This is a genomic window from Janibacter sp. A1S7 (assembly GCF_037198315.1).
GTDB lineage: Bacteria > Actinomycetota > Actinomycetes > Actinomycetales > Dermatophilaceae > Janibacter > Janibacter alittae.
In genome coordinates this window covers 56,411-80,995 of sequence record NZ_CP144913.1, presented here as the reverse complement: position 1 = coordinate 80,995, position 24,585 = coordinate 56,411, and the positions used below count along the sequence as shown (strand labels likewise).

Here is a 24,585-nt window from a genome sequence, read left to right as displayed (position 1 = left end):
CCCCGCCGCCCACGTCAAGGTCCCTTGACATGGACGACCGACGTCAAGCACCCTTGACATTGTGCAGAACACCGTCCAGCAGCTGCGGAGGCGAGCGGGAGACACCCAGGCCCAGCTCGCAGCCGCGCTGGGCGTCTCGCGCCAGACCGTGATCGCGATCGAGCGGGGCCGGTACGACCCCTCCCTGGGCCTGGCGCTGCGCATCGCCCGACACTTCAACGCGACAGTCGAGGAGATCTTCCATGACGAATCAGTCACGTGAGCACCGTGCATCCGGCATCGCCGGGGTCCTGACGGTCTGCGTGGTGATGGGCCTGGTCTACCTGGCGATCGGCGTCGCCACCGACCAGACCCGATTCGGCGTCATCGGCCTGCTGATCATGCTCGCCTACGGCGCCGTGCTCTTCGTGGGGCGCCGCCGCCTCGAGGCGCTCGCCCTGCTCGGCGGCGCCGTCACCGATGAGCGCCAGCAGGACATCGGCCAGCGCGCGCTCGCGTTCACGGCGAACGTCCTGGTCATCGCCATCCTCGGCGGCTTCTTCGTCAGCCTGGCGACCCGGTCCGAGTACACCGAGGTCTTCGCGGGGCTGGCCGCCCTCGGCGGGGTGGCCTTCATCGCCGGCATCATCTGGCACTCGGTCCGCGGGTGACGCCGCGGCGGGCCGTAGGCTCGGGCCATGGACGGTGGCACCCGGGCGGCGAAGGCCCTGACCGACAGCGGCATCGAGCACACGATCACCCGGCACGGGAAGGTCGGCTCCCTCGAGGAGGCCGCGGCCGCCCGCGGGGTCGAGCCGGCCGACATCATCAAGACCCTCGTCGTGCGCAGGGGCGAGGACGACCACCTCTTCGTCCTCGTGCCCGGTGACCGGGCGATCTCCTGGCCGAAGCTGCGCACGCTCCTCGGCGTCAACCGGATCTCGTTGCCGGACAAGGACGTCGCCCGGGAGGTGACCGGATACGAGAGGGGCACGATCACCCCCTTCGGCTCGCTGACGACGCTACCGGTCATCGCGGACGAGACGATGGTGGGCCGGACGGTCTCCATCGGCGCGGGCGCCCACGGGGTGGCGGCCACCCTCGACGCCGACGCCGCCATCGCCCACCTGGGCGCGCAGGTCGCCGACGTCACCGACCCCGCCTGATCCGCCCCTACGAAGTGCTGCTGGCTCGGTTTCGTTGACCCAGCCGCAGTACGTGCTGCTGCTGGGTCAACGAGATGCGGCCTGCAGCACTTCGTAGGGGGAGGGGCCAGGGAGGGGGAGGGGCCAGGGAGGGGGAGGGACCGGGGGACGGGCGCGCAGATCAGCGGGGCGCCATGCGCAGGGCGCCGTCCATCCGCACGACCTCACCGTTGAGGTAGTCGTGGTCGACGAGCGAGAGCGCGAGCTGGGCGTACTCGTCCGGGCGGGCCAGGCGCTGCGGGAAGGGCACGCCCTTGGCCAGGCCCTCGCGGAACTCCTCGGAGACCGTCGCGAGCATCGGGGTCTCGACGATGCCCGGCGCGATCGTGAGCACCCGGATGCCGTGCTGGGCCAGATCGCGCGCCGCGGGCAGGGTCAGCCCGATGATGCCGGCCTTGCTCGAGGCATAGGCCGCCTGGCCGATCTGCCCCTCGTACCCCGCGATCGAGGCGGTGTTGATGATGACACCCCGCGCGTTGTCCTCGAGCGGCTCGGTCCCGGCCATCGCGTCCGCCGCGAGGGTGAGCACGTTGAAGGAGCCGACGAGGTTGATCTGGACGACCTTGGCGTAGAGGTCGAGGTCGTGCGGGCCCTTGCGGCCCAGGACGCGCATCGACGGGCCGATGCCGGCGCAGTTGACGACCGTGCGAAGGGGGAGGCCGGCACCTGCTGCGGTGGCCACCCCCTGGCGGACCTGCGCCTGGTCGGTCACGTCCACCTCGACGTACTGCACGCCGTCGACGGCGGGCGCCGTGGCGATGGAGTCCGCCAGGTCGAAGGCGAAGACCCTCGCCCCCTGCTCCGCGAGCGCCGCTGCGGTGGCCGCGCCCAGCCCGGAGGCGCCTCCGGTGACGATGGCGGCGGTGTCCTTGACCTGCATGTCCGTGCTCCTCGTGTTGGTGCGGTGCCTTCTGGTGTGAGCCTAACCATGACCCGGCCACCGGTCGCGAGACGGCACGACGTGGGCGTCGGTGCGGGGGTTAACGTGCCCCCATGCAGGACCAGACGCCCGCCCTCGCCCCGGCCGCCTTCCCCGCACCGGCCCGCAACCCCCGGGAGGTCCTGCTCTTCGGTCTGACTCCCCCGCGTGCCGACACCACGCCCGAGCGCATCACCGAGATCGCCGAGCGGACCCTGGCCCGCGTCGACGCACTGCCGATCGACGCACTGGTCATCTACGACATCACCGACGAGACCGACCGCAACCCGCAGCCACGCCCCTTCCCCTTCGTCGAGATGCTCGATCCGGCGACGTACCTGTGCGACGGCCTGACCGGCTGGGACAAGCCGGCCGTCGTCTACCGCTACGTCGGCAAGTACGACCCGGATGAGCTGCGGGGCTGGCTGCAGTCGGCTCCCGACAACGTCATGACGGTCTTCGTCGGGTCCTCCAGCAGCGACGCCCCGGCCCGCACGACCCTCTCGCAGGCCGTGCAGATCCACCACGAGACCCGACCGGGGCTGCCCCTGGGTGGGGTGACGATCCCGGAGCGTCACATCGGGCGCGGTGACGAGCACGAGCGGCTGCTGCGCAAGCAACGCGGAGGCTCGCAGTTCTTCATCAGCCAGATCGTCTACGACATCGGCGCCGCCAAGAACCTCGCCTCCGACTACCGCTACGCCGCCCACGACAGCCACATCGACGCCGCACCACTCGTCTTCAGCCTGTCGCTGTGCGGCTCGGCGAAGACGCTGTCCTTCCTCGAGTGGCTCGGCGTCGAGGTCCCGCAGTGGGTGCGCAACGAGATCCTGCACACCGAGGACCCGCTCGACTGGTCCCGCCAGCAGGCCCTGGGCGCCGCCCGTGAGCTCGCCGACTTCTGCCGGTACCTGGGCATCCCCTTCGGCTTCAACGTCGAGTCCGTCTCCAGCCGCAGGGTCGAGATCGAGGCGGCCGTGGCCCTCACCCACGAGATCGCGGAGCTGCTCGAGCGGGACTAGCCTCGGGTCCATGCGGGCCGAACGCCTCACCGATGCCATCGCCCACCACGCCGAGGGACCGTGCTGGTGGCCGGGGTGGGGTGGCCTGCGCTGGGTGGACATGCTCGCCGGCGACGTGCTGGCGCTGGACGCGAGCGGCAGGATCGACCGCGTACCGGTCGGGGACGTCGCGGCGATGGTCCGCCCCCGGGCGGCCGGTGGAGCCGTCATCGCGGTCGAGCGCGGGGTGGCCCTCGCGGACGAGGACTGGCGGGTCGACCCCCTTCGCCCGATGTGGACCACGGATGCGGTCCGGATGAACGAGGGAGGCGTCGCACCCGACGGCAGCCTCTACGTCGGCTCGATGGCCTACGACCAGACGACGGGCGCCGCCCACCTCTACCGCGTGCGTCCCGACGGTGCGGTGGAGACCGCACTCGACTCGGTGACGGTCTCCAACGGCATCGACTTCTCACCCGACGGGACCCGCGCCTACTACAACGACACCCCGACGGGCCGGATCACGGTCTTCGACTGGTCGGCGGAGGACGGGCTGGCGCGAGGACGGGCCTTCGCCGACGTCGACGGCTTCCCCGACGGCCTCACCGTCGATGCCGAAGGGGGAGTGTGGACGGCGATCTTCGGCGGCAGCCGGGTCGAACGGTGGTCGCCGGACGGGACCCGCGACGCGGTGGTGGAGGTCGGCGCGCGGCAGGTGACGGCGTGCACCTTCGGCGGCGCGGACCTGGCGGACCTCTACATCACGACCTCCCGCGAGGGGCTCACCGAGGGTGAGGACCCTGCTGCCGGCGCGCTCTTCCTCGCGCGGCCGGGGGTGCCGGGGAAGGCGGTGACCCCCTTCGCGGGGTGAGGGAATGCATCCGATGCCTCCTCTGTTAGACTAGTTGACGATTCAATCAAGCAGTGGAGGACGCAGTGCAGTTCGGAATCTTCTCCATCGGTGACGTGACGATGGACCCCACCACCGGCCGCACGCCGAGCGAGGGCGAGCGCATCTCCGCCATGACGCAGCTCGCACTCAAGGCCGAGGAGGTCGGGCTCGACGTCTTCGCCACCGGCGAGCACCACAACCCACCCTTCGTGCCGTCCGCGCCGACCACGCACCTGGCGTACATCGCCGCGCAGACGCAGCGGCTGAAGCTCTCGACCGCGACCACCCTGATCACCACGACCGACCCGGTGCGCATTGCCGAGGACTACTCGTTCCTGCAGCACCTCTCGGACGGTCGCGTCGACCTGATGATGGGCCGCGGCAACACCGGCCCGGTCTACCCGTGGTTCGGCAAGGACATCCGTCAGGGCATCCCGCTGGCCATCGAGAACTACCACCTCCTGCGGCGCCTGTGGCGCGAGAAGAACGTGAACTGGAAGGGCCAGTTCCGCACGCCCCTGCAGGGCTTCACGACCACGCCCTGCCCGCTGGACGACACCCCGCCCTTCGTGTGGCACGGCTCGATCCGCTCCACGGAGATCGCCGAGCAGGCCGCGTTCTACGGCGACGGGTTCTTCCACAACAACATCTTCTGGAACATCGAGCACACCTCGCAGATGGTGAACATGTACCGCCGGCGCTTCGAGCACTACGGTCACGGCGCCGCCGACCAGGCCATCGTCGGGCTCGGTGGGCAGGCCTTCATGGCCGGGAGCGAGGCCGAGGCCAAGCGCATCTTCCGGCCCTACTTCGACAACGCACCGGTCTACGGGCACGGACCGTCGCTCGAGGACTTCACCGCGCAGACCCCGTTGACCGTCGGCACCCCGGAGATGGTCATCGACCGCACGCTGTCCTTCGCCGACTCCGTCGGTGACTACCAGCGCCAGCTCTTCCTCATGGACCACGCCGGCCTGCCCCTCGAGATGGCCCTCGAGCAGGTCGAGATCCTCGGCACGCAGGTCGTGCCGGTGCTGCGCAGGGAGTTCGAGCGTCGTCGTCCCGAGCACGTGCCGAGCGAGCCGCCGACTCACGCGTCGCTGGCTGCCCAGGGCCCCGACGGCCCGCACCGTCAGGTCGTCTCCTCCCCGGTCGCCATCGCCCGCGAGGAGGAGAAGGCCGCCCGCGAGCAAGAGAAGGTGAGCGCCCGATGAGTCGCCGCATCCTGGTCATCAGTGCCGGGCTGTCCCAGCCCTCCAGCACCCGCCTGCTCGCCGACCAGCTCGCCGACGCCTCCCGCGCAGCGGTCGGCGGACGGGGCGAGTCGGCGCAGGTGGAGACGATCGAGCTGCGCGAGCTCGCCGTCGAGATGGCCCAGACGATGGTCTCGGGCAACCGGCCCACACCCGGGATGGTCGACGCGAAGCGGAAGATCGCTGCTGCGGACGGGATCATCGCCGTCACACCGGTCTTCACCGCGAGCTACTCCGGTCTGTTCAAGACCTTCGTCGACCTCCTCGACAAGGACTCGCTGACCGGCAAGCCGGTGCTCGTCGCGGCCACGGCGGGCACGTCCCGGCACAGCCTGGTCCTCGAGTACGCGATGCGTCCGCTCTTCAGCTACCTGCGGGCCGTCGTCGTGCCGACCGCGGTGTTCGCCGCGACCGAGGACTTCGGCGGGGACGTCGACCTCGAGCGCCGCGTGCACCGGGCCGCTGGTGAGCTGGCCACCCTCGTGGTCGCCGAGCGCACCGGTGTGGCCGGTCTGGCCGGCACCGGCGAGGAGGGTGTGGAGCCCGACGCGCCGGTCACCGACTTCGCCGAGCTGCTGCGGGGACACGACGGCGGCTGAGGCGATCGGTCGGCATCGGGGAGCAGGTCGCGTCCGCAGCAGTGGTGATCGGGGCGGCCGTGTCCCGGCGGGTCAGGCCGTTGAGTGGACCCGCAGACGACGCTCAGGCTGATCCCAGCCGATCGAGGCAGACTTCCCCGCAGAGCACGCGACGAAGGTTTTCCTGTTTCCTCCTACGTCGTCGTCGTTCGCAGTCGGACCCGCCATCGACCCTGGGGTGGCGGGTCCGACACATCGCCGGTGTCGACGTCCTCCCGCGCGTATGAGTGCACGATGACATCGGCCGGCCACAGTCAGTGCCGCCGCAACCGCCGACCGAGCGATCCCGGCAGCCCCGCTGCCGCCGCGACCCCGAGTGCCGTCTTCGGCTCGTAGCCCACGCGCCAGAGCCCTCCGTGGGCCGCGGCCTCGCTGAAGAGCTCCTCGGGGTGCGAGCGCACCGGCGCGTCCCGGACGAGGTCGCGCACGAGCAGTGCCGCCATGAGCGGGCGGACCGTCTCCGGGCGGAAGACCTCCACCCCGAAGTGGTGCGCCCCGCCGTACGCGGCGCCGAGCACCGGGTTCTTGGTCACCGAGCGGGTCCACGTGGCCGGCGCGACGTTGAAGGAGACCCGTTGCCCCGCGCCCTCGGCGGCGACCCCGCGCCAGCGCTGCAGCCGCTTGGCGATCGCGTAGTTGGGGCCCTGCTGGGGCACGAGCACGTCGGCGATGCCCGGCTGTCCCGCGTGGGCGTCCCGGTAGGCGGGGGCGAAGAGCTTCCCCCGTCCCAGGGCCCGGGCCGGCGCCTGTGCGGACTTGAGGGCGACGCCCCGCGCGGCCCAGCGCTCGCGGGCGGCGGCGACGACCTCGGGCGGGACCACGAAGGCATCCGTCGGGGTGGCCAGCCACCCCAGCGCGGTCTCGGCGTCGTCGGCGGTCAGCTCGTCCATGAGCAGGTCCATCGCGGCGCTGACGCGCACGTGCACCCCGGAGTCGGCGTAGGCGTGCATCCCCACGGCCAGGGGGTCGTCGCCACGCACGCGGCGGATCCACTCGAGCACCTGTCCCGGCTGGTGGATGACATCGGCGCCGGAGTCGCCGGACGCGTCGATCGGGAAGGTCAGGGTGCCCGCGCCACGGGTCGCCAGGCCCTTCTTGTGGCGCCAGGCGCGACTGCGCGGCAGGTCGATCGCCATCACGTCGGCGCCCCAGGACAGCAGCGTCTCGAGCGGGCCCATCTCGGCGCCGGCCCCGACGAGCAGCACCCGTCTGCCCGGCAGCATGAGCCACTCCGGGTGGTCGATGACCTCGCCGACGGCGGTGGCGAAGGAGGGTTCGACGAGCTGCCGGTCCACCCACGACGCGAGCTGTCCGCGCAACTCCTCGCCCTCGAGCACCCGCCCGTCGAGCGGGACCCGCAGGGTCGTCTCCGGCTCGGCCGTACCGCGCACGGACTCGGTGCCGAAGGGGGCCGCACCAGCGGGCACGGTCGGCGTCGCCTCGTCGAGCGGAGCCTGCGCGCCGGAGTCGTCGACGAGCACCATCCGGCGGCGCATCGAGGCCAGCCCGTCGGTGGCGATGCGCGCGGCCCGGTCGGCCGACCCGGCGCTGGCGGCGGTCACCGCGTGCACGAGGTCGACGTAGTCCCTGCGCCACTCGCGGGAGCCGTCGATCCGCTCGGCCAGGGCCGCGTCGACGCCACGCACCGCGTCCGCGAGGACTCCCCGCGTCGTCGAGGTGGTCGACCGGCGCCCCTGCTCGTCGGCCGGGAAATGGACACCGGCGGAGGTCTCGTCGCTCATGGCCCCATCCTTGTGGCGACGCTCACACCGGATCAAGTCCGCCACCACCCCCTCCTGCGCAACTGCCCAGGCTCCTGCGGACCGTCGGTCAGGGGCGCGGGGTCAGCGCCGAGACCACCTCGGCCGCGTCGGTCTGCGCGCCGAGCCGATCCACGCCCACGCCTGCGTAGAGCGGCGTGTAGTCGACGTCGCCCCGCTCCATGCCGGCAGCGTGCTCGGCCCGGGCCTCGTCGGTCATCTCGTCCTCGCGCCCGGCCCACGCCAGGACGAAGTCGGTCGCCACCGAGCGGCCACCGAACTCCCGGGGCCAGGCCAAGCCCTGGGCGACGTCGTGGACCCGGGAGTACCTCGTGTAGGCCGAGGCCCCGATCGCGGACCGCGCCGCGTGCGGGCTGTCCGCCTCGCGGCAGGTGAGGAAGGCCGTGCCGCACCAGGCTCCGGACGCCCCGGCGGCCATCAGCCGGGAGACGTCCGCCGCATCGGCGATGCCGCCGGCGGCGAGGACCGGACGGTCCGTCGACTCGAGCGCGAGCGCGAGGATCTCGTCGGTGGCCATCTCGTCCCGGCCGTGTCCGCCCCCTTCGCCCCCACGGGCCACGACCACGTCCGCACCGGCTGCGGCGGCCGCGGCGACGTCCGCGGCGTTGCCGACCTGGCAGGCCACGGCCAGCCCGGCCTCGCGCAGCACCCGGACCGGCTCGGCGAGATCACCGAAGGAGACCGACACGAGCGTCGGCCGGGCTTCGTCCTCGAGGGCGAGGATCGTCTCGATCTGGGTGCGCAGGTGCGGCACCCAGGCCATCAGCCCGATGCCGAAGGGGGTGCCCCCCTCTCCCGCGATCGCCGCCTGCTCACGGATCCAGTCGGGAGAGGAGCTGCCGCGGGTGCCGATCATCCCGAGCCCACCGGCGCTCGAGACCGCGTGGGCGAGACGGCCGCCGGCGACTCCGGCCATGGGTGCCAGCACGATCGGGGCGGCGATGCCGAGGGTGTCGCTGAGAGGGCTCATGCCCCCATGATGCGCCCGGGTGCCTTCTACACTCGCCCCATGACCCCTCGCGTGCTTCCCCTCCTCGCTGCCGCCGTGCTCGCTCTGGCCGGGTGCGGCGGATCCGCAGACCAGGAGGGCGAGGTGAACGGTGGTCGCAGCACGGGCGCCACCGAGTGCCCTCCGGCCGACGGGAGCGCCGAGCGGGTCACGCAGTTCGAGCAGGCGCCCCCCATGTGCATCGACGAGTCGACGGACTACACGGCCACGCTGACGACGGACGTGGGCGACATCGAGGTCGACCTGCTCGAGGACACGGCGCCGCGCACGGTCAACAACTTCGTCGTCCTGGCGCGGTACCGCTTCTACGACGGGCTGACCTTCCACCGGGTCATCCAGGGCTTCATGGCCCAGGGCGGCGACCCGTCCGGAGACGGCAGCGGCGGCCCGGGCTACCAGTTCGACGACGAGCTGCCCGAGGCGGGGCAGTACGAGGTCGGGTCCGTCGCGATGGCCAACTCCGGCGCCGACACCAACGGGTCGCAGTTCTTCGTCGTCACCGGCGAGGCGGGCGTCGGGCTGCCACCGAAGTACAGCCTCTTCGGCACGGTGACCGACGGGATGGACGTCGTCGAGACGATCGAGGCCGACGGGTCCGAGGGCGAGGGCTCACCGGCCACGGTGCACACCATCGAGAGCGTGACGATCAGTCAGGGGTGAGCGGTGGACGACGTCCTGGTGGAGAAGGTGCTGCGGGCGGTCGAGCTCGTGCCCTCCGGGCGGGTGATCTCCTACGGCGACATCGCCGCCCTCGTCGGGACGGGGCCGCGGCACGTCGGCACGGTCCTGCGCGAGTACGGCAGCACTGTCGCCTGGTGGCGGGTGGTCAACGCCTCGGGTGATGCACCGAAGCACAAGCGGCAGGCGGCCTTCGAGCACTGGCGTGACGAGGGGATCCCGATCAAGCCGAACGGACTCGGTTGCCGGATCGCCGAGCAGCGCGTCGACCTCGAGGAGCTCGCGCGGGCGCACGCCGCGGCGGTCGCGGATCTGTGAGCCGGGTAGCTGCACCAACGCCCGACCGCTCTCGCGGGATCACCGCGGCGGCGGCACCGGGCGGGTGTGGCGCATCTGCTCCAGTGCGAGGGCGGCGAGGGCCCCGATGACGAGGACACCTGCGGGCAGGAACATCGACTCCGCGAAGGCGGCCGACAGGGACTCTGCGACCTGTGGTGGCAGGCCACCACCCCCCTTCGCTGCGGCACCCTCTGCTCCACCGGTGAACTGCTCGGCGGCGCCCGGCCCCATGTGGGCGGCGATCCGGGCGGACATCACGGCCGCGATGGCCGCCGACCCGATGACGGCACCGACCTGGCGGGTGGCGTTGTAGACCCCGGCTCCGGCGCCGGCCTGCTGCACCGGCAGGTTGCGGTTGGCGGTCGTCGCGAGCGGACCCCACACGAAGGCCCCGGTGATGCCGATGCAGGCGACGGCGACCAGGACCGCCCACAACGGCGAGTCCGGGGTCATCAACGCGGCGAGGACGAAGAGGGTGACCGCGAAACCGCCGAGCCCGATGGTGGGCAGCACCCGCGGGTGGATCCGGTCGACGAGGTGCCCGACCCGGCGCGCCAGCAGGATCGCGGCGATGCCCTGGGGGGCGATGATCAATGCCGCCCCGGTGGGCGAGAAGCCACGCACCGTCTGCAGCCAGACGAGCAGCGGGAACATCATCGCGGTGACGGCGAGGCTCATCATCGTGATGGCGACGTTGGCCAGCGAGAAGTTGCGGTCCCGGAAGAGGCCGAGCGGCACGAGCGGCTCCTGCGGTCCGCGCGCCTGCCACCCGACGAAGGCCACGAGCACCAGGACCCCGGCACCGATGAGCACGGGGACCGTCACCGGGCCGATGATCCGTCCCCAGTCAAGGCCCTCACCCTCCTGCAGGCCGAAGATCACGAGGAAGAGCCCGACCGCGGAGAGCACGACCCCCACCCAGTCCATCGCGTGTGCATGCGTGCGCAGCGAGGGCACCAGCCGCACCGCCAGCACGAGGCCGATCAGCCCGACGGGGACGTTGATGAAGAAGATCCACTCCCAGCCGAAGGCATCCAGCAGCAGCCCGCCGAGCAGGGGCCCGACGAGGAAGGCCACCCCCGCGGTGGCACCCCACAGGGCCATGGCCGACCCCCTCCGCTCGGGAGGGAAGGTCCGGGTGATCACGGCCATCGTCTGCGGGGTCATCAGCGAGGCACCCAGACCCTGCACGACGCGGGCGGCGACGAGCCAGTGGATCGTCGGGCTGAGGCCGCACGCGAGGGAGGCCAGGGTGAAGATGGTCAGGCCGACGAGGTAGATCCGCTTGGGACCGTACCGGTCACCGAAGCGTCCGGTGATCAGCAGCGGCACCGCGTAGGCGAGCAGGTAGGCACTGGTCACCCACAGCACCGGCTCGATGCCCGCGTCGAAGGACTCCATCAGCGCCGGTGTCGCGATCGAGACGATCGAGACGTCGACGAGGATCATGAAGAAGCCGATGACCAGCGCCCACAGCGCCGGCCACGGGTTCTCGGGCAGGGGATCGTGCGTGCTGGGCGCCTGCGCCACCGGGCTGTCGGTCATGGGGGTCGACGCTACGCCCCGACGCAGGTGACGTCAGGCGAAGACCCCCTCCGGGAAGGCGCCGTTGGCCAGGGCCTGACGCACCCACGGCCGACCCAGCTCGGCAAGCCGGGTGGCGCGCTCCTCGCCGAGGGCCTGCCACGGGTCGCTGGCCATCCGGTCGGTGGCCGCCTCGATCTCCCGACGAAGGGCGCGCCCTGCCTCCGTCAGGCCGCCTTCGGGCGTCATCACGCCCCGGTCGACGAGATCGGTCACCGCGGCGTCCCACTCGTCGTCGCTCCAGCCCCGCGTCGCCTTGGCGGCGGAGACGGTGAAGCCGCGGCCGGTGGCGGTGTGCGTGACCAGGGCCTCGAGGCCGGAGAGACCCTCGCCGAGAAGGGCGGCGACGTGCCCGTCACCGCGGTGCTCGCGCAGGATCGTCAGGGCGTGGAAGAGCACGAGGTGCGGCTCCTGCGGCCAGGGCAGGTCCGCGTGGGCGGCCGAGAGCGGGCGGCCGGCCACCGAGCAGGCCCGTGCCGCACTGCGGGCCAGCTCGGCCGCTTCGGCGAGGTCGTCCGGCGCGAGGTCCGGCAGGAGCCGCTGCCACCCGGCGGAGATGCCGCGGTACCGGGCCGCTGTGACCTCCTGCGGCGACACCCGTGTCCAGACGTCACTCATGTGGTGCGCCACGAGGGAGGGATTGAAGACGAAGAAGGTCGCGGCCACCGTTCCCGACGAGAGAGCGCCCATCGGTGCCGAGCGGGAGGTGAAGTAGCACTGCCTTCCCTTCCTCAGACCGAGCTGGGTGAGCTCCTCCTGCACCTCGGGGGCGAAGTAGCCGAAGGCGTGGAGGGTCTCGAGGGACCGGGCGGTGCGACCTGCGTCGTGGGGATCCATGTCCCCTGTCTACCGTGCACGTCCACCCTCAGACCTGCGGGGAGTCGACGTCCAGGCCGGACGCCAGGTCGCCGCACTCGACCTCCAACGCGCCGTGCCGCCGCAGGTAGGCGTTGGCGCCGCGGTCTCCGGCGAGCTCGGCGACCAGCGGCGCCCAGTGGTGGCGACCGAGGAGGGCGGGATGCCCGGGGACACCGTCGTAGACGGCCCGGCGCAGATCGTCGCGACCGGCCCCCTTCGCCAGCAGACGACGGGGGATGTCCGCCGTGACGTCGGGGAGGTCGACGAGGTGCACGAGCACGGCGTCGACCTGCGGGCGGGCGGTGAGGTGGCGCAGGCCGTGGGCGAGCGAGGCACCGATCCCCTCGTCCCAGTCGGGGCAGAGCAGGTGGGGCACATCGGGGACGAGTCCGGCCGCGCGGCCACCGCAGGCGCCGAGGACGACGGTCACGTCGGCACACCCGCCGTCGCGCAGCACGCCGACGGCCCGCGCCAGCCAGGGCGTGCCGTCGGGATCGGTCACGAGGGCCTTGGGCATCCCCATCCGGCGCCCGGCCCCCGCCGCGAGGACCAGCCCGCTCACGTTCGCCATGCCCGCCAGCGTAGGCCGCCCCCCAACGAAGTGCTGCAGGCCCGAGTTCGTATGGCTGGCCGCACCTCGTACTGCTGCTGACTCAACGAAGTGCTGCAGGCTCGAGTTCGTATGGCCGGCCGCACCTCGTACTGCTGCTGACTCAACGAAGTGCTGCAGGCTCGAGTTCGTATGGCCGGCCGCACCTCGTGTGGCCTTGACCGGAAACTGAACTAACGTTTAGTCTGCTGAACATGAGTTCAGTCGATGACCGCACCGCGCGGGCACGAGTGCGGGACGCAGCGCTCGAGCTCTTCGCCGAGCAGGGCGAGGACGCGGTGACGATGCGCCAGATCGCCGAGCGGGCCGACGTCTCGGCGGCCCTGGTCGTCCACCACTTCGGCTCCCGGGCCGGACTGCGCGAGGCGGTCGTCGAGCATGTGCGCGCATGGATGGACGACCTCTTCGACCTCTCGACCGACGCCGCGGTCGTCGAGGACGTGCAGGCGGGCGAGTGGTCCTCGATCGGTGGGATGCTCCAGCAGGCCCTCCCCGAGAACTCTCCGGTCATCCCGTACCTGCGGCGCCTGGTGATGACCGGCGACCCGATGGCCACCGAGCTGCTCACCGACTGGCACCAGCACACGGTCGAGACCTTCCGGGCCTGGGACGCCGCCGGCAGGCTCCTCGCGGGCCCCGACCCCGAGACCCGCGCGGCCATGGCGATGACCGCCGACCTCGGCACGCTCTTCCTCGCCGACCACTGGCGGCAGGTCCTGGGCTACGACCCGCTCCACGGGGAGGGGCTCGCCCGCTGGGCCGCCGAGGCGATGCGCTTCTATGGCGCAATCTTGCCCAGCTTCGATATATCCCAAGAGAGCGCGATCGCGCCCCGTCCCACATCGCCGAAGGAGACCCCATGAGCGATGCACCCATCGTCCGCGCCCACGACCTGCACAAGACGTACGGCAGCACCCACGCCCTCGACGGCCTCCACCTCGACGTGGCTCCCGGGGAGGTGCACGGCTTCCTCGGACCCAACGGTGCCGGCAAGTCGACGACCATCCGGGTGCTGCTCGGGCTGACCCGCGCCGACAGCGGCAGCGTCACCGTCCTCGGCGGCGACCCCTGGCACGACGCCGTCGAGCTGCACCACCGCCTCGCCTACGTCCCCGCCGGCGTCACGCTGTGGCCCGGCCTGACCGGCGGGCAGTGCATCGATGTCCTCGGCCGCGCCCACGGCGGCATCGACGAGACCCGCCGGGCCGAGCTCGTCGAGCGCTTCGACCTCGACACGAAGAAGAGGACCCGCGACTACTCCACCGGCAACAAGCAGAAGGTCTCGCTCATCGCCGCCCTGGCCGCCGATGTCGACCTGCTCCTCCTCGACGAGCCGACCTCGGGTCTGGACCCGCTGATGGAGCAGGTCTTCCAGGAGACCCTCCGCGAGCGTGTCGCCGAGGGCACGACCGTCCTGCTCTCCAGCCACATCCTCGGCGAGGTCGAGGCGCTGGCCGACCGGGTGAGCATCATCCGGGCCGGGCGGACGGTCACCACGGGCACGCTCACCGACCTGCGCCGCAGCACCAGCAGCCGGGTCCACGCCGTCACGGACCACACGGTCGACCTCACCTGCGTCCCCGGCGTCGGCGCTCTCGAGACGAGCACCGCCGAGGGCCGGCCGGAGATCCGCTGCCACGTCGACGCGACCGACATCGCCGAGATCGTCGGCCGCATCCACGACGCGGGGGTGCACACCCTGACGATCACCCCGCCGAGCCTCGACGACCTCTTCCTCGAGCAGTACCGGGTCCGAGCCGAGGACGCCGTCCGATGAGCAGCGTGAGCACCGCCGGTGTCGGCATCAACCTGGGCGTCCAGTGGCGCACGGGGTGGAAGGCGCTCGCCGCCTGGATCCTCGGGCTCGTCGCGCTCGTGGTGATCACGGCCGCATCGATCACCAGCCTCTACGAGACCCCGGCGAAGCTGGCGACCTACGCCGACTCCTCGGACACCCCCGCGATCCGGATGCTCAACGGCGACGTCGCCGGGCTCGACACGCTCGGCGGGGTGATGATGAACGAGCTCGGCTTCGTCGTCGGCTTCGCCATCCCGGTCCTGGCGATCTCCCTCACCGGTCGCGGGACACGAAGGGAGGAGGAGGCCGGCCGCCTCGAGCTCCTGCTCGCATCGCGGATGGGACGACAGGCCCCGCTCGTCGCCGCGGTGCTGCTCGCCCTCGCCGCGCTGGTCGCCCTGGGCGCCCTGACGGCGCTGACCTTCGTCGTGGCCGGCGCGGACACGACCGGCTCCCTCGTCTACGGGCTGGACCTCGTCCTCCTGGGCGCGGTCTTCGTCGGGATCGCGGCGGTGCTCGCGCAGGCCTTCGGCCACATGCGCTCCGTCTGGGGGGTCGGCCTGGCCCTCGCCCTGACCTCCTACATCGTCCGCGGCGCGGGCTCGGTCGACGGCACCTGGGTGGTGTGGCTCTCCCCGCACGGCTGGTACGACGAGGCGGCGCCCTTCGGCGACCCGCGGGTGACCCCCTTCGTCGTCGGCGCGGTGGCGACCCTGCTGCTGCTCGCCCTCGCGCTGCGCCTGTCCGCCCGCCGGGACGTCGGCGGCTCGCTCGTCGCCGCCCGCACCGGGCCACACCGGGCCACCCCGTGGCTGGGAACCCCTCTCGGGCTGGCTGCACGGGAGCACCGCGGCAGCACGCTCGGCTGGACCCTGCTCGTCGCGATCCTCATGGGTACCTACGGTGCGCTGACCCAGACGGTCCTGGACGCCTTCGCGGGCAACCCCGAGCTGGCGCAGTTCATCGCCGGCGGAGGTGAGCAGATCGTCGAGTCGATGGCGGCGATGTTCGTCCTCCTGCTCGCGATGCTCGTCGGTGGCTACGTACTCCAGTCGCTCGGCTCGCTGCGCAAGGAGGAGACCTCCGGCCGTCTCGAGCTGCAGCTCAGCGAGGCCCGTGGCCGGTTCGCCTGGCTGACGCCCCACCTGGCCGTCCTCGCGGTCGGCACGCTCGTCGTCGGTGGCGTCGGTGGCCTCGCCCTGGCCACCTCCACCGCGGCCTCCCTCGACGACCCCTCGTGGATCAGCACCCTGATGGGCGCGGCGCTCGCCTACCTGCCGGTCATGCTCCTGCTCGCCGGCCTGTCCGTGACGCTGTTCGGGTGGCTGCCGCGGATGCAGCCGGCGGTCTGGGCGGTCTTCGCCATCGCTGCCGTGCTGGCGTACATGGGCCCCGGGCTGGACCTGCCCGAGGCGCTCGTGGAGTGGGCGCCCTTCGGGCTCGTCGGCAACGTCCCCGCCCAGGACGTGGACGTCACCGGTTCACTCGTCGCGGGTCTGGGTGGACTGACCCTGCTCGGGCTCGGTGTCCTCGGCTTCACCCGGCGGGACGTCCCGCGGCGCTGAGTCCCGCAGGCACCCGGGCCGCTCGAGAAGTCGCCCCGGGCCGCACGGGGACCTGCGTCGTCAGGAGGGCCATCCCACGACCACCGGTGACGGGTCACCTTCCCTGGTCCGCACCCCATCCGCACCGCCCCGGTGCGCCTCCCCCCGCCCGGGACCCAACCGGCCCTAGACTCCGCGGTGACGCTGTCCACAATGAGGTGCCCTTCGTGAAGATCAAGAACGACCCGGTCTACGTCCGTCGGCGACGGATCGTCCTCACGGTGGCCGTCGCCATCGCCGTCGTCCTCGTGCTGCTCGTCGGCTCCCTGGTCGTCGCCAACGAGGGTGAGCCGCCGGCGGAGGCCGCGTCGTCGACGGGCACCGCAGCCGAACCCACCCAGCCGACGGAGGTGGAAACCCCTGCGCCGGAGGACTCCCCGGCCACGTCCCAGGGGAAGTCGGCCGACTCCGCCGAGACCGACCTCGTGCGCGTCCAACGCCTCACCGGCGAGATGGCACCGAAGTCGGTCGTCGCCTCGGCCAAGGGCCAGGTCTTCGCGCAGAACATGATGTACCGGCACAGCGTGAGCGTCTTCACCGCCGACGGGGCCCTGCAGAAGACCATCGACGACTCGGTCGAGCTCGCCGACTTCGGCATCGAGGGACATCCGGGCACCAGCAAGGGCGCGCCGGTGGAGATGGCCTTCTCTCCCGACGGCGAGACCGCGTGGGTGAGCAACTACTCGATGTACGGGGAGAACTTCCTGCCCGAGGGCAAGGACGCGTGCGCCGGGCCCGAGGGCATCTCCAACAGCTACGTCTACGAGATCGACACCACGACGCTCGAGATCGACGACGTCGTCGAGGTCGGGGCGGTGCCGAAGTACGTCGCCGCCACCCCCGACGGCAAGCACGTCCTGGTGACCAACTGGTGCTCGATGGACCTCAGCGTCATCGACGTCGCGAAGGGCAAGGTCACCTCGACCATCCCGCTCGGCGGCGACAACCCCCGCGGCATCGAGGTCTCCCCGGACAGCTCCACCGCCTATGTCGCGCTCATGGGCGCCGACCGCACCGTCGCCGTCGACCTGGACTCGGGTGCGGTGGATGCCGACTTCACCGACACCGGCGACGGTCCCCGGCACCTGGTGCTCTCCCCCGAGGGCGAGCACCTCTACGTCACCAACAACAACAGCGGCACCGTCAGCGAGGTCGACACCGCGACGGGTGAGGTCACCCGGGAGGTCGCCGTCGGCACCCAGCCCCGCTCGATGACGATGAGTCCGGACGGCGGCGCCCTGTACGTCGTCAACTACGACGACGCCACGATGAGCAAGGTCGCCACCGACGACTTCGAGGTCATCCAGACCGTCGAGACCGACCCGCACCCGATCGGCATCACCTACGAGCCGACCCAGGAGCGGGTCTGGGTCGCCTGCTACGGAGGGTCGATCATCGTCTTCGACGACTCCCGCACGGCCACCGAGTGAGGTCCGCGCTCGTCGTCAACCCGTCGAAGGGGGGATGGGAGCGAGCACTCGAGGCGGTCTCCGAGCGAGCGCTGTCGGCCGGCTGGCCCGCCCCGACGGTGCACCTGACGACGCGCGCCGAGACCGGCCGCGCCCAGGCCATGAGCGCGGTCCGGGCCGGCGCGCAGGTGGTCATCGCCGCCGGGGGCGACGGCACAGTGCGCTCGGTGGCGCAGGCCCTGGCCGGCACGGGCACCGAGTTGGGCGTGGTCCCGATCGGGACCGCCAACCTCCTCGCCCACAACCTCGATCTGCCCGAGACCGTCGCCGCGGCCGCGCAGGTCGCGGTCACCGGCAGCGCCCGTCCGGTCGATCTCGGGCTCGCCCGCATCGACGACGAGGTGGAGGACCACCCCTTCGTCGTCCTGGCGGGGATGGGCCACGACGCGGCGACGGTCGCGGCCACCCGGCCGGGGCTGAAGGAGCGCATCGGCTGGCCGGCCTACCTGGCCCCTGCCGCGGTCTCGGCGATGCGCCGGCCGGTGCCGATGAGGGTGCGCCACGACGACGAGCCGGAGCGCGAGGTCCTCGCCTGGAGCATCCTGGCGGCCAACTGCACCCGGGTGCGCGCCGGGGTGCTGGTCCCCGGGGGGCTCGTCGACGACGGGCTCCTCGACGTGCTCGAGGTGATCGTGCGCCGGCCGGTCCAGTGGGTCGGTGTGGCGGCGAAGGGGGCGCTGGGCTGGCGGCGCAACGTCTCCGGCTTGCGGACACGGCCCTCGACGGAGCTGACGGTCACGAGCGCCACCCCCCTGCACATCCAGCTCGACGGTGATGTCATCGGGCCGGCCCGACGGATGCAGGTGCGCTGCATCCGGCATGCGCTGTCCGTGCGCGCACCCGCACGGACGGGGCTCCCCTAGGCGCCGCGGGCGTCGTCGGCGCGACGCAGCTCACGCCGCTCCTGCGGGGTCAGCCCTCCCCAGACGCCGTGGTCCTGCCCGGTGCGCAGGGCGTACTCGAGGCACTGTGCCCGCACGGGGCAGTCCTCGCAGATCGCCTTGGCCTGGCTGATCTGCCACACGGCCGGGCCGGCGACGCCGACCGGGAAGAACAGGTCCAGCTCCTCGCCGAAGCACGCGGCGTCGTGGCGCCAGTGCCGGGCGTCATCCGCCCGTCGGGTGAAGGGGTTCAACAGCAGCCGCACTCCCCCCGGGTGGCCTTCATCTCGCGCCCGCTGACCTCGTCGGGTCGGATGGAGGTCCAGAACGTCCCGTCCGGTTGCTCGCCCCACTGGTCGCCGAGCCTGTCCTCGAAGCGCCGGCTGGTCTCCTCGTCGTAGACGGTGCTCGCGACACCCCGGACGAGCACGCTCCAGCCGGTCCCCTCGAGCGCGTCGAACTCGTCGACCTCGAAGGCGACGGAGGTCTGGTTCACCGCAGACGCCAGCACCGAGTCCCACCGGGCGCGGAAGGCGATGCAGCTGCCGTCGACGACGTGGTTGACCGGGAGGATGACCGTCTCCCCGGCGTCGTGGAAGGCGATCCGTCCGATCGGCGTCGAGGCGATCCGGCGCAGACACTCCTGGTGGTCCAGCACCCCCAGACCGCGGTGGTCCGTCGCGGTGGTCTGCGATCGCTGCTGTGTGGTTGTCATGGCGGGCCTCCTGGCTCGTGCACTCCTGGCGACGTGGGTCCTTTCGGGGTGCTGCTGGTCCCACTAAATTTACACGGTTCTGATCGTGAATAATAGATCCGATCATCGGCGCGCGATGCGGGGTCCGACCGGCAACGCGATACCGTCGGGCCATGACCTTCACCACCCTGATCACCGGCGCCAGCTCCGGTCTCGGCGCCGAGATGGCCCGCCAGTTCGCCGCACTCGGGCACGACCTCGCGCTCACCGCGCGCCGGACCGACCGCCTCGACGCGCTGAAGGCGGAGATCGCCACGGCCCACCCCCAGCGTCGCGTCGAGACCTACGCCCTCGACGTCACCCGGGACGAGGACGTCACCGCGGTCTTCGAGCAGGCGAAGGGGGACCTCGGCCGCCTCGACCGCGTGGTCGTCAACGCCGGCCTCGGCAAGGGCGCCCCGTACGGCAAGGGCAGCCACTACGCCAACCGGGAGACGCTGGTGACGAACGTCCTCGGTGCCGCCGCGCAGACCGAGGCCGCGATGGCGATCTTCCGCGAGCAGCAGGCCGGGCACCTCGTGCTCGTCGCATCGATCACCGCGCTGCGTGGCATGCCCAAGTCGATGACGACCTACGGGGCGAGCAAGGCCTTCGTCGCCTCGCTCGGTGAGGGCATCCGCTCCGAGATGCTCGGCAAGCCCGACCTCGACATCGACGTGAGCGTGCTCTACCCGGGATACATCCGCTCGGAGATGAACGAGAAGGTCGAGCAGCGAACGAAGTTCATGGTCGACACCGACGTGGGCGTCCGCTCGATGGTCGAGGCGATCGAGGCCCGCAAGCCCAAGGCCTACGTGCCGGCGAAGCCGTGGGTCGTCATCGGCGCCGCCATGAAGACCCTGCCCCTGCCCGTGGTGCGCAAGCTGCTCTGAGCCTCCGGCGCACCCGCGCCTCCCCTCCCGTCACGAACTGCTGCTGGCTGCACTTCGTATGGCCAGCCGCACCTCGTGCTGGTGCCGACTCAACGAACTGCTGCCAGCAGCACTTCGTTCGGGTCCTGACCTACCCGCCCCGGCGGACGTCGGCCAGCCGCGTCGTGAACTCGTCGATGGCGGCGGCGAGCTCGGGTGGGTCGACCACGGTCAGCCGCGCGCCGAGGTCGAAGGCCGCGAGGGTCAGGTGCCGGGCGAGCATGCCCAGGTCGTCCGCGGAGGACTCGAGCTCGGTCAGTCCGGGACCGAGGGACGTCGCGGTGCCGTACGCCTGCGGCACCCGACGGCGCACGTCCGCGGCGTCCGCGCTCAGCCGGACCCGGACCCGGTGGGCGTACCCGGACCGGGTCACGGCCCGGCGCACGTGCTCGACGGCGTCCGGGGTCGGCCTCGGGGTGAACCGGAAGGTCGACGCCCGCACCCCCGACATCCGGTCGAGGCGGAAGGTGCGCCAGTCCTGCCGCCGCAGATCCCACGCGAGCAGGTACCACCGTCGGCCGGTCGCGACGAGACGGTACGGCTCGACGTCCCGCTCGCTGTCCTCACCGGTGCGGCCGGTGTAGCCGAACCGGGCCCGCACCCGGTCGCGGATGGCGTGCGCCAGCACGACGAGCACCCCGGTGTCGACATCGTCGGTGGCCCCCGGCAGCAGGGCGGTGGCGTCGGCGAGCGCGGCGACCTCCCCGCGCAGCCGGGGCGGCATCACCTGGTCGAGTTTGGTCAGGGCCCGTACCGCTGGCTCACCGATGGCCGAGATCCCCTGCGCCCCAACACCTAGCGCCACGGTCACGGCCACGACCTCGTCCTCCTCGAGCAGGAGCGGGGGCATGTGCCCACCGGCGCCGAAGCGGTACCCGCCCCCGACTCCCGGTGTCGCCTCGATCGGGTAGACCAGCCACGACGAGACCACCGGCTACGCGGAGTACGTCGACCAGCAGCTCGAGGCCCTGCGCGCCAGCGCCTTCGGACTCACCGAGGAGCAGGCGCGCCTGACGCCGACCCGATCCGCCCTGTCGATCGGCGGGATCCTGAAGCACACGAGCTACGTCATCGCTCCGCCCGACGAGAAGCCCAGCGGGCCCCAGGAGGGGGGAACGATCAGCGAGGACGCCTACGCGGGGTTCATGGACACCTTCGCCCTGCGCGACGACGAGACCCTCGCCGGGACGCTCGAGGTCTTCGACGGCCGGCGGACGGGTGTCGTCGAGTGGATCCGCTCCGGCGCCCCGGACGCGGAGATCACCGTCCCGCCCGCTCCGTGGTACGGCCTGATGAACTCCTCGACGGCCCGCCTGCGCTACTCCTTCGGGCATCTGATCGAGGAGCTGGCCCGGCACGCCGGTCACGCCGACATCATCCGCGAGCAGATCGACGGGGCGACAACCCTGGAGCTGGTGCTCGCCGACACGGGGCGGCCGGCCACCCCCTTCGCGCAGCCGTGGTCGGCCCCGGAACCGGTCACGTCATGATGGCCGGGTGAGGATCACCGGACTCGTCATCGCCACCCCCGACGTCGCTGCCACCCGGGCCGCGTGGCGCCGGCTCGGTGGGGTCGACCGGGACGTGCACATCGAAGAGGGCGAAGGGGGCCTGACCGCAGTCCTCCTCGGCGTGGACGAGGTCGCCACCACCGAGCGGTTGTGGCGGCGCCGCGGGCTCGTCGGGGACGCCGCCGGCTTCGACCTCGGCGGCACGACCTGGCGGCCGACGCCCTCCACCGAGGGCGAGTCCGGCGAGCTCGCCCTTGATCACCTCGTCGTGCGCACCGGTGACGGCGAGCGCGCCGCCGCCGACTACGGCGCGCGCCTCGGACTGGACCTGCGGTTGGACCGGCAGACCGACCACGGTTTCCGGGGCCTGTTCTTCCGGTGCGGCAACGCGGTCGTCGAGGTCATCGTGCCCGGCGAGCCTCACGAGGGGCCGGACACCTTCGGTGGGGTGGCCTGGCGGGTGGCCGACCTGGACGCGACCCGCGCGCGCCTCGCTGCCAAGCGCGTCGAGCTGTCGCCGGTGCGCGAGGGCCGCAAGCCGGGCACCCGCGTGACGACGGTCCGCGACCCCCACCTCGCCGTCCCGACGCTGCTCGTCGCCAGCGCCTGACCCGACGCCGACCGGAGAGTCAGCAGCACGTCGTCCTGCCGGCAGCACCTCGAGGTCGTGCCGACGACACGGACTGCTGCCTGCAGCACCTCGCCTCGCCCGCGTTTGATGCATGCCTCACGCAGATATATACTTGCTGGGTGCACACAACTATCAGTCCGGTCGGGCCCCACCTGCAGGAGACCCTGGGACGCGTCTTCGGCCAGTTCTCCCGCCTGATCGCCCGCCGCCAGGCACTCGACCCGACCGCGATGTCGCGCACCGACTACTCCCTGCTCGCCACGCTCGAGCACTGCCACCACGAGGCGGGGATGCGTACCTCCCGCCTCGCGGAGACCCAGGGCCAGGACGCGTCCACCGTCAGCCGGCGACTGGGCCAGCTCGAGGCGCAGGGTCACATCGAGCGCCTGGCCGACCCCAGCGACGGCCGCGCCTCCACGGTGCGCCTGACCCCGGCGGGCCGCACCGCCCTGGCCGGCGAGCGCACCGCCCGCACCGACCTGATCGGCGCCGTCCTCACCGACTGGCCGCGCGCCGACCTCGTCGACCTCGACCGCCTGCTCACCCGCCTGAGCGAGGACCTGGCCACCGGCGCCCGGTCCGCCGGGCAGCCCCCGTCGCCCGTCGCCCACGCCACCGGAAAGGCCTGACAATGAGCGCCCCCGCCACTCCCACCGCCTACCGGATGAGCGCCGAGCACCGCCGGGTCTTCATCGGCCTCATGCTCGGCATGCTCGTCGCCTCGATCAGCCAGACGATCGTCAGCCCCGCGCTGCCACGGATCGTCGCCGAGCTCGGCGGGATGAGCCACTACAGCTGGGTCGCCACCGCCGCGATGCTCGTCTCCGCGGTGACGGTCCCGATCGTCGGCAAGTTCTCCGACCTCTACGGCCGCCGGGAGTTCTACATCGGCGGAATCATCGTCTTCATGGTCGGTACGGTCTTCGCCGGCTTCGCACAGAGCTTCTGGATGCTCGTGATCGCGCGCGGCGTCCAGGGACTGGGCATGGGCACGCTGATGCCCTTGTCGCAGACCATCATCGGCGACATCATCCCGCCACGGCAGCGGGGCAAGTACCAGGGCCTGATGGGAGCCGTCTTCGGTGTCACCTCGGTCGCCGGGCCGCTTGCCGGTGGGCTGGTCACCGACCACCTGGGTTGGCGCTGGCTGTTCTTCGTCACCCTGCCCATCGGTCTGCTCGCCCTGACCTTCATCGTGAAGTTCCTCCACCTGCCGCACCAGCCGCGCAAGGCGGTCATCGACTACCCGGGCATCGCGACCCTGTCCACCGCCCTGGTCGCGCTGCTCATCGCCGTCTCCTCGGGCGGCACCTCGTGGGCCTGGGGGTCGACGACCTCGCTGAGCCTGTTCGGTCTGAGCCTGGTCTCGACGATCGCCTTCGTGGCCATCGAGCTGCGCGCCGTCGAGCCGCTGCTGCCGCTGCGCCTCATCGCCGACCGCACGATCTCGCTGAGCCTGATCGCCTCCTTCGGCATCGCCATCGTCATGTTCGGCTCGATCATCTACATCCCGGTCTACGCCCAGGGCGTCATCGGGGTGAACGCGACCAACTCCGGGCTGATCCTCATGCCGCTCATGCTCGGCTTCATCACCTGCGGCATCCTCACCGGGCTGGCCATCACCCGGACCGGTCACTACCGCCCCTTCATGCTCGCCGGCATCGCGATCATGTCCGGGGGCGTCTTCCTGCTCACCCGGCTGGACCACGACGCCACCGCGACGCAGCTGACCCTGGCGATGGTCGTCATCGGTATCGGCCTCGGGATGGCCATGCAGCAGTACACCCTCGTCGTGCAGAACGTCGTCACCCGCGCGGACATGGGCGTCGCCACCGCGTCGACGCAGTTCTTCCGCAACGTCGGCTCGACCGTGGGCATCGCGATCTACGGGACCGTGATGGCCACGGGGTTGGGCCAGAGCATCGCCGGCCACCTCCCCGCCGGGATGCCGAAGGGGGCGGCCAGCCAGATGGACGCCAGTGCCGTGCTCGACCCGAGCGCCCTGGCGAACGTGCCACCGGCCGTGGCCGAGGCCGTGCGCTGGGGTCTGGCCGAGCAGCTCGGTAGCGCCTTCATGCTGGGCCTGCCGATCCTCGCGGTCGTCTTCGTCGCCACCTGGTTCATCCCGCACACGCCGCTGCGCGAGTCCGCCCACGACCACCCCGTCCAGGACGCCGGCCAGGACGTCCTCGACGCCTACGGCTCGGAGGCGCCCGAGCACCACGAGGAGATCCACCGGCGCGAGGGCCTGGCGACGCCCCACCGGGGGTGACCACCCAC

Annotated in this window: 27 protein-coding genes and 1 pseudogene; 19 read left to right on the top strand and 9 right to left on the bottom strand. The window is 71.9% G+C overall.

Annotation, left to right across the window (positions count from 1 at the left end):
* The first annotated feature begins 61 nt into the window (after window positions 1-61).
* From V1351_RS00415 to V1351_RS00405, 3 genes are read left to right on the top strand one after another with little or no spacing between them, the layout of a single operon-like run.
* Complete coding sequence (locus tag V1351_RS00415; RefSeq protein WP_338749639.1) at window positions 62-262, top strand: helix-turn-helix transcriptional regulator; 201 nt, start codon at window positions 62-64, stop codon at window positions 260-262.
* Window positions 243-650 carry a DUF2178 domain-containing protein gene (locus V1351_RS00410; RefSeq protein ID WP_338749637.1) on the top strand — a complete coding sequence of 136 codons (408 nt, stop codon included), beginning with the start codon at window positions 243-245 and terminating at the stop codon, window positions 648-650. The genes V1351_RS00415 and V1351_RS00410 overlap by 20 nt, the downstream gene beginning before the upstream one ends.
* A gap of 27 nt (window positions 651-677) precedes the next feature.
* Complete coding sequence (locus tag V1351_RS00405) at window positions 678-1,145, top strand: aminoacyl-tRNA deacylase (RefSeq protein ID WP_338749635.1); 468 nt, start codon at window positions 678-680, stop codon at window positions 1,143-1,145.
* 160 nt (window positions 1,146-1,305) lie between these two features.
* Here the strand turns inward: V1351_RS00405 and V1351_RS00400 are convergent, their stop codons facing one another.
* A complete protein-coding gene (locus tag V1351_RS00400; RefSeq protein WP_338749633.1) occupies window positions 1,306-2,064 on the bottom strand; it encodes an SDR family NAD(P)-dependent oxidoreductase in 759 nt (252 codons plus the stop codon).
* 113 nt (window positions 2,065-2,177) lie between these two features.
* On the opposite strand from V1351_RS00400, the gene V1351_RS00395 reads away from it, so the two are divergent.
* The 4 genes from V1351_RS00395 to V1351_RS00380 all read left to right on the top strand — a co-directional run bounded on the left by V1351_RS00395 (window position 2,178) and on the right by V1351_RS00380 (window position 5,848).
* Entirely contained in the window at window positions 2,178-3,125 is a 948-nt protein-coding gene (locus V1351_RS00395; RefSeq protein WP_338749631.1) for a 5,10-methylenetetrahydrofolate reductase, read from the top strand.
* Between the two features lie 10 nt (window positions 3,126-3,135).
* Window positions 3,136-3,975, top strand: a complete 840-nt coding sequence (locus V1351_RS00390) for an SMP-30/gluconolactonase/LRE family protein (RefSeq protein ID WP_338749629.1) — start codon at window positions 3,136-3,138, stop codon at window positions 3,973-3,975.
* Between the two features lie 65 nt (window positions 3,976-4,040).
* The gene (locus V1351_RS00385) at window positions 4,041-5,210 is read left to right on the top strand and encodes a CE1758 family FMN-dependent luciferase-like monooxygenase (protein ID WP_338749627.1); all 1,170 of its coding nucleotides are present in this window, start codon (window positions 4,041-4,043) and stop codon (window positions 5,208-5,210) included.
* Window positions 5,207-5,848 (top strand): FMN reductase, encoded by a 642-nt coding sequence (locus V1351_RS00380; RefSeq protein ID WP_338749625.1) that lies wholly within the window; start codon window positions 5,207-5,209, stop codon window positions 5,846-5,848. Before V1351_RS00385 ends, V1351_RS00380 begins: the two co-directional genes overlap by 4 nt.
* Window positions 5,849-6,141: 293 nt before the next feature.
* On the opposite strand, the gene V1351_RS00375 is transcribed toward V1351_RS00380, so the two are convergent.
* Both V1351_RS00375 and V1351_RS00370 read right to left on the bottom strand, forming a co-directional pair.
* Entirely contained in the window at window positions 6,142-7,629 is a 1,488-nt protein-coding gene (locus V1351_RS00375; protein WP_338749623.1) for a hypothetical protein, read from the bottom strand.
* An 88-nt stretch (window positions 7,630-7,717) separates the two neighbouring features.
* Window positions 7,718-8,638 carry an NAD(P)H-dependent flavin oxidoreductase gene (locus V1351_RS00370; RefSeq protein WP_338749621.1) on the bottom strand — a complete coding sequence of 307 codons (921 nt, stop codon included), beginning with the start codon at window positions 8,636-8,638 and terminating at the stop codon, window positions 7,718-7,720.
* Window positions 8,639-8,677: 39 nt separating this feature from the next.
* On the opposite strand from V1351_RS00370, the gene V1351_RS00365 reads away from it, so the two are divergent.
* Entirely contained in the window at window positions 8,678-9,337 is a 660-nt protein-coding gene (locus V1351_RS00365) for a peptidylprolyl isomerase (protein ID WP_338749619.1), read from the top strand.
* 3 nt (window positions 9,338-9,340) lie between these two features.
* The gene (locus V1351_RS00360; RefSeq protein ID WP_338749617.1) at window positions 9,341-9,673 is read left to right on the top strand and encodes an MGMT family protein; all 333 of its coding nucleotides are present in this window, start codon (window positions 9,341-9,343) and stop codon (window positions 9,671-9,673) included.
* 39 nt (window positions 9,674-9,712) lie between these two features.
* Here the strand turns inward: V1351_RS00360 and V1351_RS00355 are convergent, their stop codons facing one another.
* Genes V1351_RS00355 through V1351_RS00345 form a run of 3 tightly spaced genes read right to left on the bottom strand, consistent with a single transcriptional unit; the run spans window position 9,713 to window position 12,707 of the window.
* Complete coding sequence (locus V1351_RS00355) at window positions 9,713-11,239, bottom strand: DHA2 family efflux MFS transporter permease subunit (RefSeq protein WP_338749615.1); 1,527 nt, start codon at window positions 11,237-11,239, stop codon at window positions 9,713-9,715.
* Between the two features lie 33 nt (window positions 11,240-11,272).
* Complete coding sequence (locus V1351_RS00350; RefSeq protein ID WP_338749613.1) at window positions 11,273-12,115, bottom strand: SCO6745 family protein; 843 nt, start codon at window positions 12,113-12,115, stop codon at window positions 11,273-11,275.
* Window positions 12,116-12,143: 28 nt separating this feature from the next.
* Complete coding sequence (locus V1351_RS00345; RefSeq protein ID WP_338749611.1) at window positions 12,144-12,707, bottom strand: nucleotidyltransferase family protein; 564 nt, start codon at window positions 12,705-12,707, stop codon at window positions 12,144-12,146.
* A 233-nt stretch (window positions 12,708-12,940) separates the two neighbouring features.
* Here V1351_RS00345 and V1351_RS00340 point away from each other — a divergent pair, with 233 nt between their 5' ends.
* From V1351_RS00340 to V1351_RS00320, 5 genes are all read left to right on the top strand, one after another.
* A complete protein-coding gene (locus V1351_RS00340) occupies window positions 12,941-13,609 on the top strand; it encodes a TetR/AcrR family transcriptional regulator (protein WP_338749609.1) in 669 nt (222 codons plus the stop codon).
* The gene (locus V1351_RS00335; RefSeq protein ID WP_338749607.1) at window positions 13,606-14,523 is read left to right on the top strand and encodes an ABC transporter ATP-binding protein; all 918 of its coding nucleotides are present in this window, start codon (window positions 13,606-13,608) and stop codon (window positions 14,521-14,523) included. The genes V1351_RS00340 and V1351_RS00335 overlap by 4 nt, the downstream gene beginning before the upstream one ends.
* Window positions 14,520-16,109 carry an ABC transporter permease gene (locus V1351_RS00330; RefSeq protein WP_338749605.1) on the top strand — a complete coding sequence of 530 codons (1,590 nt, stop codon included), beginning with the start codon at window positions 14,520-14,522 and terminating at the stop codon, window positions 16,107-16,109. Before V1351_RS00335 ends, V1351_RS00330 begins: the two co-directional genes overlap by 4 nt.
* 206 nt (window positions 16,110-16,315) lie before the next feature.
* A complete protein-coding gene (locus V1351_RS00325) occupies window positions 16,316-17,578 on the top strand; it encodes a YncE family protein (RefSeq protein WP_338749603.1) in 1,263 nt (420 codons plus the stop codon).
* Window positions 17,575-18,480: a diacylglycerol/lipid kinase family protein gene (locus V1351_RS00320; RefSeq protein WP_338749601.1), complete on the top strand. Its 906-nt coding sequence runs from the start codon at window positions 17,575-17,577 to the stop codon at window positions 18,478-18,480. The genes V1351_RS00325 and V1351_RS00320 overlap by 4 nt, the downstream gene beginning before the upstream one ends.
* On the opposite strand, the gene V1351_RS00315 is transcribed toward V1351_RS00320, so the two are convergent.
* Together V1351_RS00315 and V1351_RS00310 are read right to left on the bottom strand one after the other, a co-directional pair.
* On the bottom strand, window positions 18,477-18,755 hold the full coding sequence (locus V1351_RS00315; RefSeq protein ID WP_338752420.1) for a WhiB family transcriptional regulator: 279 nt from the start codon (window positions 18,753-18,755) through the stop codon (window positions 18,477-18,479). The genes V1351_RS00320 and V1351_RS00315 overlap by 4 nt on opposite strands.
* Window positions 18,749-19,213, bottom strand: a complete 465-nt coding sequence (locus V1351_RS00310) for a pyridoxamine 5'-phosphate oxidase family protein (RefSeq protein ID WP_338749599.1) — start codon at window positions 19,211-19,213, stop codon at window positions 18,749-18,751. The genes V1351_RS00315 and V1351_RS00310 overlap by 7 nt, the downstream gene beginning before the upstream one ends.
* Before the next feature lie 152 nt (window positions 19,214-19,365).
* Here V1351_RS00310 and V1351_RS00305 point away from each other — a divergent pair, with 152 nt between their 5' ends.
* Window positions 19,366-20,124: an SDR family oxidoreductase gene (locus V1351_RS00305; RefSeq protein WP_338749597.1), complete on the top strand. Its 759-nt coding sequence runs from the start codon at window positions 19,366-19,368 to the stop codon at window positions 20,122-20,124.
* Between the two features lie 130 nt (window positions 20,125-20,254).
* On the opposite strand, the gene V1351_RS00300 is transcribed toward V1351_RS00305, so the two are convergent.
* On the bottom strand, window positions 20,255-21,094 hold the full coding sequence (locus tag V1351_RS00300; RefSeq protein ID WP_338749595.1) for a helix-turn-helix transcriptional regulator: 840 nt from the start codon (window positions 21,092-21,094) through the stop codon (window positions 20,255-20,257).
* Between the two features lie 22 nt (window positions 21,095-21,116).
* Here V1351_RS00300 and V1351_RS00295 point away from each other — a divergent pair.
* The 4 genes and pseudogenes from V1351_RS00295 to V1351_RS00280 all read left to right on the top strand — a co-directional run.
* Window positions 21,117-21,653 (top strand): annotated as a pseudogene (locus tag V1351_RS00295) (DUF664 domain-containing protein); the annotation flags it as partial.
* Between the two features lie 7 nt (window positions 21,654-21,660).
* Window positions 21,661-22,284 (top strand): VOC family protein, encoded by a 624-nt coding sequence (locus V1351_RS00290; protein WP_338749593.1) that lies wholly within the window; start codon window positions 21,661-21,663, stop codon window positions 22,282-22,284.
* Between the two features lie 140 nt (window positions 22,285-22,424).
* Entirely contained in the window at window positions 22,425-22,934 is a 510-nt protein-coding gene (locus V1351_RS00285) for a MarR family winged helix-turn-helix transcriptional regulator (RefSeq protein WP_338749591.1), read from the top strand.
* 2 nt (window positions 22,935-22,936) lie between these two features.
* Window positions 22,937-24,577 (top strand): MDR family MFS transporter, encoded by a 1,641-nt coding sequence (locus V1351_RS00280; RefSeq protein ID WP_338749589.1) that lies wholly within the window; start codon window positions 22,937-22,939, stop codon window positions 24,575-24,577.
* The last annotated feature ends 8 nt before the right edge of the window (window positions 24,578-24,585 follow it).